The 16283-nt window shown below is 59.8% G+C and carries 11 protein-coding genes and 1 CRISPR repeat array; of the genes, 2 read left to right on the top strand and 9 right to left on the bottom strand.

Translation table 11 applies throughout. The features are described from left to right. Positions 1-9 precede the first annotated feature (9 nt). The 4 genes from ACUIAH_RS07785 to rpsO form a co-directional block, all read right to left on the bottom strand. Positions 10-2274, bottom strand: coding sequence for a DUF2207 family protein (locus ACUIAH_RS07785; RefSeq protein WP_445340900.1), 2265 nt, complete (start codon positions 2272-2274; stop codon positions 10-12). After that, positions 2271-2861, bottom strand: coding sequence for a LemA family protein (locus ACUIAH_RS07780; RefSeq protein ID WP_313838346.1), 591 nt, complete (start codon positions 2859-2861; stop codon positions 2271-2273). Before ACUIAH_RS07780 ends, ACUIAH_RS07785 begins: the two co-directional genes overlap by 4 nt. Before the next feature lie 80 nt (positions 2862-2941). Then, complete coding sequence (locus ACUIAH_RS07775; RefSeq protein ID WP_445340899.1) at positions 2942-5695, bottom strand: polyribonucleotide nucleotidyltransferase; 2754 nt, start codon at positions 5693-5695, stop codon at positions 2942-2944. Positions 5696-5945: 250 nt separating this feature from the next. Continuing rightward, positions 5946-6215, bottom strand: coding sequence for a 30S ribosomal protein S15 (rpsO, locus tag ACUIAH_RS07770; RefSeq protein WP_024626835.1), 270 nt, complete (start codon positions 6213-6215; stop codon positions 5946-5948). A gap of 318 nt (positions 6216-6533) precedes the next feature. Between rpsO and ACUIAH_RS07765 the strand changes: the two genes are divergently transcribed. Both ACUIAH_RS07765 and ACUIAH_RS07760 read left to right on the top strand, forming a co-directional pair. After that, positions 6534-6863 carry a DUF4176 domain-containing protein gene (locus ACUIAH_RS07765; protein ID WP_313835932.1) on the top strand — a complete coding sequence of 110 codons (330 nt, stop codon included), beginning with the start codon at positions 6534-6536 and terminating at the stop codon, positions 6861-6863. Positions 6864-7471: 608 nt separating this feature from the next. Beyond that, positions 7472-8698 carry a hypothetical protein gene (locus ACUIAH_RS07760; RefSeq protein ID WP_445340898.1) on the top strand — a complete coding sequence of 409 codons (1227 nt, stop codon included), beginning with the start codon at positions 7472-7474 and terminating at the stop codon, positions 8696-8698. A gap of 50 nt (positions 8699-8748) precedes the next feature. On the opposite strand, the gene ACUIAH_RS07755 is transcribed toward ACUIAH_RS07760, so the two are convergent. The 5 genes from ACUIAH_RS07755 to cas1e form a co-directional block, all read right to left on the bottom strand. Then, positions 8749-9465, bottom strand: a complete 717-nt coding sequence (locus tag ACUIAH_RS07755) for a hypothetical protein (protein ID WP_445340897.1) — start codon at positions 9463-9465, stop codon at positions 8749-8751. A 503-nt stretch (positions 9466-9968) separates the two neighbouring features. Then, positions 9969-10235, bottom strand: a complete 267-nt coding sequence (locus ACUIAH_RS07750) for a hypothetical protein (RefSeq protein WP_229131898.1) — start codon at positions 10233-10235, stop codon at positions 9969-9971. A gap of 256 nt (positions 10236-10491) precedes the next feature. Further along, positions 10492-10770, bottom strand: coding sequence for a hypothetical protein (locus ACUIAH_RS07745; protein ID WP_081709230.1), 279 nt, complete (start codon positions 10768-10770; stop codon positions 10492-10494). 741 nt (positions 10771-11511) lie between these two features. Next, positions 11512-14714: a CRISPR direct-repeat array (repeat unit 28 nt; unit sequence GGATCATCCCCGCGGATGCGGGGAGCAC). A 207-nt stretch (positions 14715-14921) separates the two neighbouring features. Next, positions 14922-15305 (bottom strand): type I-E CRISPR-associated endoribonuclease Cas2e, encoded by a 384-nt coding sequence (gene cas2e, locus ACUIAH_RS07740; RefSeq protein ID WP_313841418.1) that lies wholly within the window; start codon positions 15303-15305, stop codon positions 14922-14924. After that, positions 15305-16273 carry a type I-E CRISPR-associated endonuclease Cas1e gene (gene cas1e / locus ACUIAH_RS07735; RefSeq protein WP_445340896.1) on the bottom strand — a complete coding sequence of 323 codons (969 nt, stop codon included), beginning with the start codon at positions 16271-16273 and terminating at the stop codon, positions 15305-15307. Before cas1e ends, cas2e begins: the two co-directional genes overlap by 1 nt. Between the last annotated feature and the right edge of the window lie 10 nt (positions 16274-16283).

The following is a 16283-nucleotide window of genomic DNA, read 5'->3' as shown; positions in this document are numbered from 1 at the left end:
GGCCCGGTCTCAGCGGCCGCCGAAGGATCCGCCACCGGAACCACCGCCGCCACCATCGAAGGAGCCACCGCCGTCGCCAAACCCACCAATAACGCTGCCAGAGCCGTTGCCGCTGGCCATGCCAATCAGGCCGCCAATCTGGTCGAGTCCCTGGGTCAATTGAGTACCCAAATCAATCACGCCACCTTGGCCGAGCGCTGAATTGACAGCCAATGCTTCAGGGTCACTCAGGGAGGAAGCCGCCGCATCATTCTGACTGTAAGGCAGGAAGGTCCAGTAGAGCAGGCTGCCGCGCGCATTGTCATTCAGCCAGTCGGAGTCGATCAGTTCAGGGCTGTCCTGTGCCAGCTGAGCGACGACCCGGTCGCTTATGCCGAAGGCCGTAGCGTAAACCAGGTAACGGTCCCAGAGCACCAGATCCTCCACACCCCGGTGGCTAAAATCGCTGAAGTCAAGCAGATAGCGCCGAAGTCCCGACACCTGCCCGGCCATGGGCTGTCCATTCCTGCTCAGCACCCGCCAACAGTTATAGCGCAAGGAGAATGTCACCACAGCCACCAGAAGCATAGCCAAGGGCGCACGTACCAGTACGGTGCCCGGCAGGAATCCGGCCAACAGAATGAAAGCAGCCAAGAGCACAGCCAGGAAGGCAAAGATCCCTACATTATGACGATAGGCGCGCAGGTCGGCATTGTTGGTCTCATACTCGACAGCCTGGTAGAAAGCATCCAGGTAGGCCCTGCCATTATCGGATTCAGTCTTGGCGAAGAGCGCAATCATCTCATACAGGTCGAAGCGTTTATTCTCGGAGCCTATCAGAGTGGAGGCACCTTCCAGCATGCTCAGGCAGGCTTCCTCGCTTGAGGACAGGGCCAGGGATGCTCGATCCTTGCTGCAGACCGGATTGATGACCACCTCCATGGACTGCTGTTTGCCTTTAAGCAGCAAGCTCCTCACCTGGGTGGTCACGGATCCTTCGCCGAAACTCGCCCGGTCCTCATACTTGACGGGAACAAGAGCGATGGCCCGCTTGGAGGCCAGGGAGAGAATGGTTGCTGACAATTGCCTGCCAATAGGGGATTCTCGGGTCAGCATCACATCGTTGATAACGGCGGCCACGGCGGGTGACAGATCAGGAGGCTGACGGTAGTAGATGATATCGCCTTGGTACTGGGAGTCTCCATAATTGCGGAAGGCATGCCAAAGCATCACTGCAATCAGCCCGATAGCAGCCAAGAGTACCAAGACGCCCGTCAAGAGTGCGATCCGCGCCCGTCTGGTCTGCTCAGCGTGCCAGCGCTCGTACTGCGGACGCTCCTGCCCAACAATACGGTCGCGTGCCGGCTGAGAATCGGTCCTGACCACCGAGGAAGTCCTCCCCGCATCGAAGAGCACCACCAAATCCAGATGCTGGCCCGGCTTGATGTGGTCTGCGGAGAATCGGATACGGCTGTCATCTACCACATCGTAGGAACCCCTGCCAGCGAAGTGCAGCCAGGCCTTCGCGTCCTTGCCCTTCTCCGTTCCTGTCTGCTTGGGCAGCTTGACATTGGCGCTCACATGCTCAACGGGAATCTGGTTGGTGTCGCCCACGGGCTCCCATTGGAATTCGGCCACATCGGGATGGGCAGTGGTGACCCCGTGGAAGGTCATGTCGATGCGGAAGCGCCGACCTGAATCCTTGGCAGTCTGTGGAATGTTCCAGCCCAGCTCCACCTGGCATTGATTCCCCTGATCGCCGCAGGCGGACCCTTGGCCCGCATCGCCCGGCTTGTAGGATTTCAGCTTCCAATCCGAGACCATGCCCATATACCAGGTGCCAGCCCAGTTCTTGTCCCAGTCGTGAATGTACTTGACATCATCAGGATACTTTAGCGGGTTGGTCTGCCTGTATGTGGAGCCATTAGTCAGGTCAGTCACGCTTACGTCGCTTATGCCGGTCAGCCGGTCAGGCTTGATCTGATAGCGCTGGTAGAGCTCCCGCCAAGGGCGTTTTTTGCCGTGGTCGTCCTCGCGGGAATTCATGGTGACAGTCAGGGTCTGACTGATACGCAAATCCCCATTATCCAGGACCTGGACATCATAATCCACCGAATCGTATACCAGGTCGGGACGATTCCTGTTGGAGATATACAGGACAGCGAGGCACGTCACCAAGACTGCCACCAGAGCCAGCGCCAAGGCCCCGAGAAAGCGTGAGGTGCTCCAAGAGGGATGGCCCGAGGAGGGATGATTCGAGGCCGCCTTCCCGGAGGAGGCTGCTGGGGCGTTCACTGTCCGAAGTCCACAACTGGCGCCTGGCGGCTGCCCTCGTCGGCTTGGAAGTACTGGGCCTGACGAAAGTGGAAGAGGGATGCGATGATGTTTGAGGGGACCGTCTCGATGCGGGTGTTGAACTTCTGAACCACATCATTGTAGAACTGCCTGGCGTAGGCGATCTTGTCCTCCAGGTCCTTGAGCTGACGCTGCAAGTCCAGGAAGTTCTGGTTGGCCTTGAGCTCAGGGTAGGCCTCCGCCCGGGCCATCAGAGTGACCAAGGATTGACCCAGCCGCTGCTCAGCATCAGCACGGGCCTGCATCTGGTCTCCGCCAGCCGTCTGGGCCTGGGCCTGGGCCACGTCGGCACGGGCTTTGGTCACCTCCTCCAAGACGGTGGACTCGTGTGAGGCGTAGCCCTTGACCGTCTGGACCAGGTTGGGCACCAGGTCGGCACGCTGCTTGAGCTGGACGTCAATCTGGGCCCAGCCATTGGCCACCCGGTTGCGCAAGTTGACCAAACCGTTGTAGATACCGATTCCCCAGATGACCAGCAACACGACCAGCAAAACGATGATGATGAGCACGATCATTGATACGGACATGCCATAATTCTCTCACTAAATTCAGAAGAGACAAAAACGGGACCCCGTCCAATGGAACGGGGTCCCGGCATCAGTGGGAATCAGTCCTCACTGTCGAAGGGATCGAAGTCCCTGCGTACGCGGCGACGGGGACGCTCTGAGCGCTCCTCCCGGTCGGCCCGGTACTCGTCGTAGTGCTCGTCGGCAGCGTAGCGCGGATTCTCCCTGCGGCCACGGTAGCCGCCACGTCCGGAAGAGCGACGCTCATGACGACCGCCGCGGTCGCCACGGCCACGACGCTCGCCACGGCCCCGGCCGCCACGATCCTCATCATCATCGCGGGAGACCCGGCGACGATCGCGGCGTGAGCCACGGTCCTCGTCCTCGAACCAGTCTCCGCCATCCTCATAGTCACGGTCGCGGCTCTGACGACGGTGCCGGGGACGATCCTCCTGGTCCTCGTCGTCGTAGTAGCGATCATCACGCTCGGAACGGGAACGGCGCGGGGCCTCATACCGATCCTCACGGTCGGAGGAACGACTGCGGCGATCACGACGATCACGGTCACCACGTCCGCCACGCTCACGACGATCACCGCCACGGTCACGACGGTCTGTGCGGCCGCCACGATCACGGCCGCCTGCAGACTCCTGATCCTCGAAGCCGGGGATGGCCAGGGAGATCTTGCCGCGGTCGTCCACACCCTGGACGATGACCTCGACGGTGTCGCCCTCCTTGAGGACGTCCTCCACGGAGTCGATGCGCTCGCCGTTGGCCAGGTTGCGAATCTGCGAGATGTGCAGAAGCCCGTCGGTGCCAGGGGTCAGGTTGACGAAGGCGCCAAAGCTGGTGATCTTGACCACCTTGCCGTTGAAGGTCTCCCCCGCCTCGGGCACGTGCGGGTTGGCGATCTGGTCGATGACCTCCTTGGCCTTGGCCGCTGCCTCGCCGCCCTCGGAGGCGATGTAGACCGTGCCGTCGTCCTCGATGGAGACGTCGGCACCGGTGTCCTCCTGGATCTGGTTGATCATCTTGCCCTTGGGTCCGATGACCTCACCGATCTTGTCAACCGGAACCTGGGTGGTGATGATGCGCGGCGCATAGGGGCTCATCTCGGCAGGCCCGTCGATGCACTCGTTGATCACGTCCAGGATGGTGGCCCGGGCTTCCTTGGCCTGCTGCAGGGCGGCGGCCAGGATGTCGGCGGGGATGCCGTCCAGCTTGGTGTCCAGCTGCAGGGAGGTGATGAACTCGGAGGTGCCGGCCACCTTGAAGTCCATGTCGCCGAAGGCATCCTCGGCGCCCAGAATGTCGGTCAGGGTCTTGTAGGTGGGCCGACCGTCGACCTCGCCTGTGACCAGACCCATGGCGATGCCCGCCACAGGTGCCTTCAGGGGCACGCCGGCAGCCAGCAGGGACAGGGTGGAGGCGCAGACGGAGCCCATGGAGGTGGATCCGTTGGAGCCGATGGCCTCGGAAACCTGACGGATGGCGTAGGGGAACTCCTCTCGGCTGGGCAGAACCGGGATCAGCGCGCGCTCGGCCAGGTTGCCATGGCCCACCTCGCGGCGCTTGGGCGACCCCACGCGGCCGGTCTCGCCGGTCGAATAGGGCGGCATCTCGTAGTTGTGCATGTAGCGCTTGGTGGTGGGGCCGGACAGGGCGTCGATGGTCTGCTCCATCTTCAGCATGTTCAGGGTGGTGACGCCCAGCACCTGGGTCTCACCACGCTGGAAGAGGGCGGAGCCATGCACGCGAGGCACCACGTCCACCTCGGCGGACAGGGTGCGGATGTCGCGCAGGCCGCGGCCGTCAATGCGGTAGTCCTGGGTCAGGATGCGACGGCGGACAATCTGGCGCTGGAGCTCCTTGAAGGCGTTGCCCAGCTCCTTGTCCTTCTCGGCCTCGTCCATGTCGGTGAACTCGTCAGCCAGAGCCTCGCGGACCTTCTCCTTGATCTCGTGGATGCGCTCCTGGCGGGGCAGCTTCTCCGCGATGGAGAGGGCCTGGTCCAGGTCGGCATGAGCCACCTGGTCGATGCGCTCATAGAGCTCGTCGGTGTACTCGGGGAAGAGCTGGAACTCCTTGGTGGGCTTGGCGGCTTTGGCCTTGAGCTCGCTCTGGGCCTCGCACAGAACCTTGATGAAGGGCTTGGCAGCCTCAAGACCCTGGGCGACCACCTCTTCGTCGGGCTTGATCTGGCCCTCGTCATAGATCAGGCTCCAGGCGTTCTTGCCGGCGCCTGCCTCGATCATGGCGATGGCGACGTCCCCGCCCTCGACCACACGACCGGCCACGACCAGCTCGAAGACAGCGCGCTCGCGCTCGCTCCAGCGGGGGAAGGCCACCCACTGACCATCGATCAGGGCCAGGCGCAGACCCGAGACCGGGCCCTCGAAGGGCAGACCGGAGATGAGGGTGGAGGCGGAAGCCGCGTTCAGGGCCAGCACGTCGTAGGCATCCTCGGGGTTGACAGCCAGGATGGTCTCCACGACCTGGACCTCGTTGCGCAGGGTGTGCGGGAAGAGGGGGCGCAGGGGGCGGTCAATCAACCGGCAGGCCAGGATGGCCTCGTTGGAGGGCCGACCCTCGCGGCGGAAGAAGGAGCCGGGGATCTTGCCCGCGGCGTACATCTTCTCTTCCACATCAACGGTCAGCGGGAAGAAGTCGTAGTTCTCCTTGGGGCTGGACCCGGCGGTGGTGGTGGACAGCACCATGGAATCGTCATCAAGATAGGCGGCTACTGCCCCATCCGCCTGCTGGGCGAGACGACCTGTCTCGAAGCGCACCGTGCGCTTGCCGTATGATCCGTTATCGATCCTGGCTTCTACAGCCGTGATTTCGGGACCCTCCATAGGGTTCCTCCTTTTGTTTACTGCTTGTTTACTACCTGATGTCAGGATGCTCGGCATCAATTGACTGCCGGAGATCCTTGAACTTCGGTCTGGTCCTGCCGAACCCCATGTCCGGCTATCTTCATTCCTTGCGGACCAACCTTGCATTTCAATTCAGCACCATCTTCTGCAACCCCATCCCGGGGTCAACGGTGCCTGGTTCAGTCATGCAAAAGCGCCCGAGCGCTAGGCCCGGGCGAAAGCATGCATATTAGTGGCGTAGTCCAAGACGCTCCACCAGGGAACGGTAGCGGTTGATGTCCACCTTCTTGAGGTAATCCAGCAACCGGCGACGATGGCCGACCATGAGCAGCAGGCCGCGACGCGAATGATGGTCGTGCTGATGCTGCTTGAGGTGCTCGGTCAGGTCGGAGATGCGCTTGCTCAGCAGAGCCACCTGGACCTCGGGGGAACCGGTGTCACCCTCGTGGGTCGCGTATTCCTTGACGATTGCCTGCTTCTGCTCACTCGTAAGAGCCACGGCTCCTCCTCTTGCATTCTTCCGTTACGCGGTGCACCAGCCCTATGCTGAAGCGCTCTCGATCCGCGGGCGAAACACGCCAAAAGTCCATTATACACATTTTGCGGACCAAGCGAACAGTGAGGGAATCAACAAAGTGGAGGAAAGCGCAGCGAAAATTGGATTGGCGCCAATGAGAAATGAGTCACTTCACTCCGATGTAGCGAAAATGTCGCACTGTGTTGCACGAACCGACCGTGATTTACATGTAGTCCTGCCATAGGTTGTTAGAGAAGTTGAAGGAATGTAACTTCATTCATCCACCAAAGAGGGCACCTAATGAAACAATCCGAGCAGAACTCCATCAAATCAGAAAATACCATTCTTCCTTTGGGATCCGTGGTGAAAACCAGAAGAGACCCGGGTACCCTGCTGGTTATCATCGCCCGCGCTCCCTTGACAGTCATGCATGGAACAACGGGTTACTTTGACTATGGTGCCGTACAATTCCCGTATGGCATGACTGATCCGGCCAAGATCGTTTTCTTCAACCGCCAAGACGTGACGGAAATGGTGTTCATGGGATATATCAACGCCGAGGAACGATCCTATGAACGAAGGTTTGATGAAGTCACCAAATCAACCTCCTACCCCCACCTTCATCTCTAATTCAGTTACCGGTCACATAGGACATACTCGATAAAAGAGATAGAGGTGAGAAGACCAAAAACGACCTTGACGGATGCGTTGATGAAGCAACCGCCAAGGCTATGCAACTGAATACGTTGAACCACACTTTCATGGTCGGCGATTTTCTTTCTGGCGGTTTTGAATCATTGAGCGGCATTGCTGATTCCTTCGGCACATACTGACAACAGGCAGCTACCCAAGATGCTATAGCTCATGGCCTGCTCACTGCCTCTGGTGGTGTTATCAGTGCTGAATCAGGAGCCGCCCCTGGACCAGGTACGATTGTAGGAGCTGGAATTGGTTTAGTCGTAGGATACCTCGGTACAGTAGCCGACAACGCTTTTCACGACGATTCCGTCAATCGCGGGAACGGAGATGACAGTGGGGCCACATGAAGGACAATCTATGGTAGCTTTCCCGCTGTCTCCTGCATTGCCATGTGCGCGGCTCGGATTGAAACCGGGGATGACATTAGTGGGGGCGTACTGATGTTGTACCTATTGATAGATGTCGTATTAGGCTCTCCGGCGATGCTGGTCTGGTTGTTTGTGTTGATGTCGTTCAATGCGTGGAGGTCGAGGCGGCTGATGGACCGCGTCCTGGCGCCCTACCTCCTGGCGCGGGGCCTGTGCCTGCAGACCTTCCAGGGGCATGTGTGGCGGCGGCGCGGCAGGATCGGCCGGCCCCGGCCCGGGCAGGTCCTGCCCCTGGGCTCGCTGGTCGTCCTGGCCGACGGGCCTGCCAGCGTATCCGGGGCCTACAGAGGCACCGGATGGTTCGACGGTCTGGGAGAGGACGGGCTAGTGGTCCGCCTGGTCGGCCAGTATGTGCAGCCACCCGAACAGACCACCGGGTCATCCGGTCCATGGTACGCGGGCAGGATCTGCTCCGTGGGCGGCCTTGCCTGCGGACCCGGCGTAGTTCCCGGGGGCGACGCTCCCCTGCCCGAGGTCGGCGTCGGCCACACCCCCGACCCCGGCCTGGTCATCTTCACCCAGGACCAGGTCAGCCTCCTGGCCTGGAAGGGACCCGACAACCCCGTCACCAGGCTCCTGCGCGCCCGCCAGGTCCGCGCCCTCGCCCGCGATCACCGGCGGGAGGACCCGGTCCGCCGCCGGAAACGGCCGACGCCGAACTGGCACGCCAGCCGCCCCGCATGGTGGCGCTACGAAGCCATCGGCTTCCTGCCCGACCGGTTCACCCGCGTCTACTGGGACCGCGTCCGCAACCAGCCCGTTAAGGCCCCCATGCGCTACCGGACCCCGGAAGCCAGGGAATACAACAGAAGACACTACTCCGTCCCCTTATACATCACCGCGATGATCGTCATCATCTTCATATCCGCCTTGAAAATAGCCCGCGCATGGCACCGCTCCAGACCGCACCCTCCACTCCAGGGGGGCGATGTCCTCCTGGGCATGCCCCGACGGACCACAGCGATCGTCAGCTGCGTCCTAGGCCTCGCCATCGGCGTCGGCGCATGGGTTTGGGCCACCCACCGGCAATTCCCCCAACACCAAATGACCCCGGCCAGCAGCCGCGAACTCCAAATCGCCCTCGACAACTACTGGATCGGCATGCGATACATCACAGGAACTACCATCCCCTACACCATGCATGTCCTCGGCTACAGCGTTTACATCCTGGTGCCGCTCATGTTCCTCACTGATTTCTTCACCCTTCCCGAATGGGTCCATACCCTCATGGGCTGGCCCTTGGTCGCTCTGTTTGTGACCTGCGGGAGCCTAATCATCATAGATACCTCCTACGCCGAGCGGATAGCCAAACGCCTGGATCGGGAATTAGCCGAGTAAAGCCCATATGCATCAGCCCCCATCCCCTAGTAAATTCGCGATCCTATGATTCAAGCCGCGGTGATGAGGCCTCCGAAGAGGACGATGGCGATGGCAATCAGTTCAATGATGAAGAACATGGACAGTGCCGACCAGCTGTGAGTCAGCGTGTTCCAGGGGGAATCCTTGCGCACGCAGACCAGGATGGCCACAAAAATAACGGCAAAGACCGCCACGCCCAGCCCGGCCGCGATGATGCCCAAGTTGGCCGCGTTGGCCAGGATGGCCTGATGCTGGTAGACCACGAAGGTGCTGTACCAGAAGTTCATCTTGAGCAGACAGAGGCCGGCGATCAGCTGTTCGGCAGCCAGGCTCAGCACGAAGACCACCCGCCAGAACCAGGAAGACGACTCGATGATGGACATGCCGATGCCCATAAAGGTCAGCACAGTCACGGTCCAGGCAATCAGGGCAATGCCGCGCGGATCCAGAACCGAGGCATAGTGGAGCACGCCCTGGGTATGGTTGATGGCCAGAGAGCGCCCATATCCATAAGGAATGACGATGGCCAAGAGAATCGCCAGCGCGAAGACCACCCAGCGGACCGGGCGGGCACGGCGCTGCTCGATCTCAGCCAGAGAGTATTCAGAGTCCGGAATGGTCGCCTCAGGATGAGCCGAAACCTTGTTCACTGCGGTCGCCTCATCCGGGTGCGGTTGCACGACTGCGGAATCCGTTGCATCGCTTCTGCCGGATTCCGCGCCATCCGCATCGTCGAATTGCTCCATCGGCGACCACACCTCCAAGCCCGCTGCTCGTGGACACATCGCCTACAAGCTTATACCGGGCAGCGCACCCGCGCTTAAGAGCGGAAAGTACAATTCGCAAACACTTGGCATCCAGACGGTAGCAGATAAATGGAGTCATCCTGAAAGCGACACAGCCCATCCACGCAGAAGCGAGGAACACCTGATTTCGGCGACCAAAAATGCTGCAGACCCAGACTCATCCCCCACGCATCCGATGAGCACCCGGGCCGCGTCTTCTGACCAGCCGATCATGCTCATCTGAAAACCATGACGATCCGTGTTCAAACACCCTGCTAGTCACCTACCGCTAGTCATATACAAAGCAGACAAAACCCTCAATCAGGGCACACCAATGCGATTACTCCGGCTGGAGAGAATCAAACACTCATGTACGGACTATGAAGCGGTTATGGATTCTCCCCGGCACTCTAATAGCGATTCTTTTGCTGATTGCAGCGGCATATGGGAGCTTGGTGGATGAATCAATCGAACTGCCTGATGCCGATGACATCACGGAAACTCACATACTCGTCACCAGGACCGCAGCCTGTACCGTAATTTGTACCGTAGTACACGCGATCCGACTGGATCATTCTCCTATCCTCATCATCCAACGAATCCCAGACCCGGCGCTCGGCTTCATCCATTTTCTCAGTGATGGGATGCCTCGACGCATAACTGTCGATCAGATCCTGGGGGATGTTGTCATGAGTGGTGCAGGCCTTGTCCTTGGTTGCCATTTCTCTCATGAAATCCTCATCCATGGCCATTCGTCTCCTCTCATCTTTGTGAACCTGCAGGGCATCCATCCCATGCCCCGCAGGATCATCCCCGCGCCTGCTGGGGACACAGAGCATTCTCATTTTTGGCCGAACAGACGGCTGGACCATCCCCAGAGAATCAAACACTCATGTACGAACTATGAAGCGGTTATGGACTCTCCACCAGCGCTCCAGTGGCGATTCTCTTGCTGATTACAACAGCATACAGGAATCCGGGGATGAATCAGTCGAACTGCCTGATGCCGAGGACATCGTAGAAACTCACCTTGGTGTCGCCGCCGAAGCCAGCACCATAGTTTGTCCCATAGTATGTACGATCCGACTGGATCATTCGCCTGTCCTCATCATCCAACGAATCCCAGACTCTGCGCTCTGCATCATCCATGTCATCAGTAATGGGATACTTTGACGTATAGTCATCAATCCTCTTTTGGGGAATATGGTCATAAGTGCTACAGGCCTTATCCTTGGTTGCCATTTTTCTCATGAAATCCTCGTCCACAACTATTCATCTCCTCTCAACTTTGCGAACATGCGGGCATCCTTCCGATTCCCCTGCAGGATTGTCCCCGCGGATGCCAAGGGGCACTTTTCCACTGCCGCACCAGCCACACCGCCAATGGGAGTATCCCCGCGTATGCAGGGAGCGCACAGCATTCTCGTCCTTGACCGCATAGATGGCCGGATCATCTCCAGAGAATCAAACAATCCTCTTCAAACCATACTCATGTTCAAACCATGAAGTGGTTATGGATTCTTCGCCGACGCTCCTAATAGTGATTCTTTTACTGATTGAAACAGTATGTCGGAGCCCGGGAATGAACCAGTCGAATCGCCTCATGCCGATAACTTCGTAGAAATTCACCTCTTTTTTGCCGCCACCGCAGCCTGTACCGTAGTATATGCGATCCTATTGGATCATTCTCCTGTGCGCATCACCCAGCGAATCCCAGACCAGGCGTTCGGTTTCACCCATTTCTCGATGAGGGGATGTCTCGACGGATAACCATCGATCAGATCCTCATGAATGTTGTCACGACGGGTGCAGGCACAATCCCTAGGTGCTCTTTCTCTTATGAGATCCTCAGGTATTTTCTGATCGTCTCCTGTCATATTGGTGAACCTGAGGGCATCCATTAGATGTCCTTAAGATCATCCCCGAGGAGGCAGGGAACATGCTCGATGTGGTCGAGCAGCAACTTCTCCGTCAGGATCATCCCCAATGCCCTGCAAGCCGCCCGTAGAATCATCCCCGCGGATGCAGGAAGCACTTCCCAGTGCCGAAAACCATAGCAAGCACTATACAGGATCATCCCCGCGGATGCGGGGAGCACCACGGCTGCCAGAAGTCGGCCTCCCGCTGCTGGGGATCATCCCCGCGGATGCGGGGAGCACTGAATGGATTGTGAAAGTCAGATACCCAGGGCCGGATCATCCCCGCGGATGCGGGGGAGCACCTGTACGGGGTGCGGGCCATGGCCTGCTCCTTGGGATCATCCCCGCGGATGCGGGGAGCACTACATGCCACGGAGATCGGAGAGGATCATCACAGGATCATCCCCGCGGATGCGGGGAGCACCCCGCCAGGTCCTCGCATCCTATGGTCACCGTGGGATCATCCCCTCGGATGCGGGGAGCACAGCAAGGGCCAGGGCCGACACGTCAGAGATGCGGGATCATCCCCGCGGATGCGGGGAGCACTGGGTGAGTGCTGACGACCCGCTGACCGGGCCAGGATCATCCCCGCGGATGCGGGGAGCACCCGCTGAAAAAGTCTCCTATGCCAGACCATGCGGGATCATCCCCGCGGATGCGGGGAGCACCCGTCTAGTGGCCGCCACCGGCAGTCTTCCATGGGATCATCCCCGCGGATGCGGGGAGCACACATCTCTAGCGCTGTAATGCAAGATGGGGTTGGGATCATCCCCGCGGATGCGGGGAGCACGCAAGCTGCCGCTGCGGGTCGGGGAACAGATACGGATCATCCCCGCGGATGCGGGGAGCACGTCGGCGATGAGGGAAGCCTGGGCAAAGGCCAGGGATCATCCCCGCGGATGCGGGGAGCACGTTATTGCTTTGGACTTGATGGACGATGTTGGAGGATCATCCCCGCGGATGCGGGGAGCACCCGCTCCGGTCTCCCGAAGCGAGGGCGATTGTGGGATCATCCCCGCGGATGCGGGGAGCACAACAGTTCTTCATCGCCATCATACATGGTGACGGGATCATCCCCGCGGATGCGGGGAGCACGACTGCTCCACACCCTCTATACGGGTCATGAGAGGATCATCCCCGCGGATGCGGGGAGCACGGATGGAGGGGAATGCCACGGGCGTCCGTGTCGGGATCATCCCCGCGGATGCGGGGAGCACTGCATGAGCGCGTCGGCCAGGACTGCGGCGCTGGGATCATCCCCGCGGATGCGGGGAGCACAGATGATGTGATAGCAAAATGCGACACTGGTTGGGATCATCCCCGCGGATGCGGGGAGCACTCGCTGTACCAATCGGCCACAAATGCGTAGAGCGGATCATCCCCGCGGATGCGGGGAGCACGCTATGGGCAGGAAAAAGATAGAAGTAAGCGACGGATCATCCCCGCGGATGCGGGGAGCACAGCGTCGTGGTCTTGTCTACGATGACCCCCCGGGATCATCCCCGCGGATGCGAGGAGCACCCTTGGATGGCGTGGTGGTGCATGTCGTAGTAGGGATCATCCCCGCGGATGCGGGGAGCACGAACAGCCTGTTCAGGCTTTCCATCTCACCGTAGGATCATCCCCGCGGATGCGGGGAGCACGAAAGATACAGTGAGTTTCGCTTGTTCATTCGGGGATCATCCCCGCGGATGCGGGGAGCACGGCACCAGGTATTCGGCGGTCTCCGGATCCACAGGATCATCCCCGCGGATGCGGGGAGCACTCCGGGTCCAATGCGCCCTGCGGGTATTTGCTGGGATCATCCCCGCGGATGCGGGGAGCACAGCGCGCCTACGGTTCTTGCCCAGTCAGCCATAGGATCATCCCCGCGGATGCGGGGAGCACCTTGACGGAGGACGGGTCGCATGTGCGGGTGCGGGATCATCCCCGCGGATGCGGGGAGCACCTGGTTCATAGGGAGGCCATCGGCGTGAACCCGGGATCATCCCCGCGGATGCGGGGAGCACAGGGACGCAGGTACCGTTTCTGCTTCTGGAGCAGGATCATCCCCGCGGATGCGGGGAGCACCGGTGCCAAGCAAGGCGGCAGCCTGCCCATCGAGGATCATCCCCGCGGATGCGGGGAGCACCACCGTTCAGGGCCTTCCGCGTGGTCTCGGGGTGGATCATCCCCGCGGATGCGGGGAGCACTGATCGTCTTTGCGGACCGTGATGCCAAGGATGGGGATCATCCCCGCGGATGCGGGGAGCACGGCTGACTGGGTCTTGGAGGCGCTGCTGTTCGAGGATCATCCCCACGGATGCGGGGAGCACCAAGGATAATCCGCAAATCTAAAGTCTTTACAAGGATCATCCCCGCGGATGCGGGGAGCACTTGATCTCCTCGTAGATCTTGGTGCCCGTCCCGGGATCATCCCCGCGGATGCGGGGAGCACTGGAGATGAATCGTTGGAATCCCAACAAGGGAAGGATCATCCCCGCGGATGCGGGGAGCACACCACGTCGAACCTGTCGACATAGGTGGACTTGGGATCATCCCCGCGGATGCGGGGAGCACGCTGGGTTGCCGTGTTTGTCATATGCCTGGGCGGGATCATCCCCGCGGATGCGGGGAGCACTGCTTTGTGTTTTGTATTCATTTTAGTTCTCCGGGATCATCCCCGCGGATGCGGGGAGCACGGATATGGAGCCTGGCCTATGGGTGTCAAGTGAGGATCATCCCCGCGGATGCGGGGAGCACTCCAAATCACCCCAGGCCGGGTCGAAGGCCGGAGGATCATCCCCGCGGATGCGGGGAGCACTCGCTTTATATGGCTCCCATACCTCGTCGTGAAGGATCATCCCCGCGGATGCGGGGAGCACTTTCGGGCAGTTCATGGATTTCGGGACCATGCAGGATCATCCCCGCGGATGCGGGGAGCACTCCATATAGTCTGTTGTTCCACAACGCCGATGGGGATCATCCCCGCGGATGCGGGGAGCACGCACCATGCTGTCAATATCCTCAGCGTCATCGGGGATCATCCCCGCGGATGCGGGGAGCACGCAGCGTTATCAGACTCAAGACAATCCGATTGAGGATCATCCCCGCGGATGCGGGGAGCACAAGGTGGCGAAATGTGCGCCTGCAAAAGGCTGGGGATCATCCCCGCGGATGCGGGGAGCACGGGCCGTCGCCGTTTCCGGTAAGCTCGTAGGCCGGATCATCCCCGCGGATGCGGGGAGCACCTGCTCGTAGTCCTCTCTGACGTTTTCCATCTGGGATCATCCCCGCGGATGCGGGGAGCACACTTAGAAATCCTTGCAATCCCAACAATATAATAGACAAGATCTCTAATTTTTAATGAGTTTGCATTTCGAACCCTCTCTATTTCCGTCTCAGCCGCTGCAATTCAGACCATCTACACAGAGCTCCTTAGCCATGCATTCACCCAGTAATCAGTGCTCAGCACTCATCGGTAAAGCTCATCTGAAAGGTACACAGATCCGGTTGCGCTCAGCTGGAACGCGAGCGACGAAACCTTGCCGCACGTCTGTACTTGCTGGCATTGCTCCAACCAGTCCGACGGTATCGGTTTCCACCACCTGCAGATCTGCCATCGCCACCATCAGCAGGCTTCTCCATAAGAGCCAATCCTTCACAGTCAACTGGGTTCCAATCCGAGCGATGCACCTTGAATGCCAGATGCTGCTCATTGCGGGCGGAATAGACCATAATGGCCTTGCCGGTTCGGATTTGCCCTGTGATGCGTTCCCAAAGCCGGTCCCGGACTCTAGCGGTGACGTGGCCAACGAAAACTCCAGAGGCTATCTCCAGGAGCCATCGGGTCAAATCCCCGCGCAGACCCACCGGGCATGCCGTCAAAACGACGACCACCATCAGCTCATCTCCTCCTCTTCATCTGCATAGGATCTCCCAGCCGGGACACCGCCGACCTTCTCATCCCAGAGCTCCAAGGTCCCACCATCTTCATCAGAAGAGGAAGAAACAGGTGCCCCAAGCAGCCGTGGAATATCGCGAGCCATCCGTCGCATGAGCGAGAGATCATAGACAGCATCACGCATGGCGTGCCGGGTGGCCGAACCGATGTCGTCGGGTTGCTTTGCAGCGGTTTTAAAGGCTACAGGAATCGATATCTCGGCCTTGTACAGATCTGCCACGTCATAGACAAAGGAACGCTCATGGCCTACATGGACGAAACCCAAACCTGGCGAACATCCAAGCGCTACGATCACCGAGTGAGCGATACCGTACAAGCAGGTATGAGCAGCCGACAGGGCCTTGTTGATCTCGTTGCCGGCATCGAAATCCTCATGATCATAGGTTCGCTTATCCCAAGCTACGCCGGTCAATTCCGACCAGTGACGGTAGACCTGCCGAATTCGGGCGCCTTCACGTCCGCGCAGCTGCTGCATGGTACAAGAGCTGACATCCTCGTTGAGAAAGCGCATCTGGTACATGGCCCTCGCCACTGCCAACCGCTTGCGGGTGTTGGAGACTAGAGCCGCCTGCCTTTGCAAAAGGGCAGCCGAATGCGTCAGAGGACGGCCGAACGCGTACATCCTTACACCGCGCTCCCCCACCCATACCACGCTGGCACCGTTGTCACCGATAACCACCATGGCCTGATGACTGACGGTGGTGCCGGGACCCAGCATGAGCACACCTAGATTGGCGGCAGGCAGCCGTATAGTCCCGGTATCTCTGGTGACCGCTATGGCATTGTCCTCGCGGGTGATAACGCAGTGCTCGAAATAAGCGAAGGAAAGCCTATCCTCGGCCCGCACCAGATCACCCAATTCAGGAGGGGGACTGCCGGGAATCTCGGTTCTCCCGGCAGACCCCATAGATTGGCCC

The organism is Bifidobacterium sp. ESL0820 (genome assembly GCF_052606235.1).
Note: the sequence above shows the minus strand (reverse complement) of the source record. Positions and strands in the feature narration are given on the sequence as shown.

Excerpts from the sequence above, each read along its gene's own strand:
- ACUIAH_RS07780 (WP_313838346.1), bottom strand. The coding sequence starts at position 2,861 with ATGTCCGTATCAATGATCGTGCTCATCATCATCGTTTTGCTGGTCGTG.
- ACUIAH_RS07760 (WP_445340898.1), top strand. The coding sequence starts at position 7,472 with ATGGACCGCGTCCTGGCGCCCTACCTCCTGGCGCGGGGCCTGTGCCTG.
- ACUIAH_RS07755 (WP_445340897.1), bottom strand. The coding sequence starts at position 9,465 with ATGGAGCAATTCGACGATGCGGATGGCGCGGAATCCGGCAGAAGCGAT.
- ACUIAH_RS07750 (WP_229131898.1), bottom strand. The coding sequence starts at position 10,235 with ATGAGAGAAATGGCAACCAAGGACAAGGCCTGCACCACTCATGACAAC.
- cas2e (WP_313841418.1), bottom strand. The coding sequence starts at position 15,305 with ATGGTGGTCGTCGTTTTGACGGCATGCCCGGTGGGTCTGCGCGGGGAT.
- ACUIAH_RS07765 (WP_313835932.1), top strand. The coding sequence starts at position 6,534 with ATGAAACAATCCGAGCAGAACTCCATCAAATCAGAAAATACCATTCTT.
- ACUIAH_RS07775 (WP_445340899.1), bottom strand. The coding sequence starts at position 5,695 with ATGGAGGGTCCCGAAATCACGGCTGTAGAAGCCAGGATCGATAACGGA.
- cas1e (WP_445340896.1), bottom strand. The coding sequence starts at position 16,273 with ATGGGGTCTGCCGGGAGAACCGAGATTCCCGGCAGTCCCCCTCCTGAA.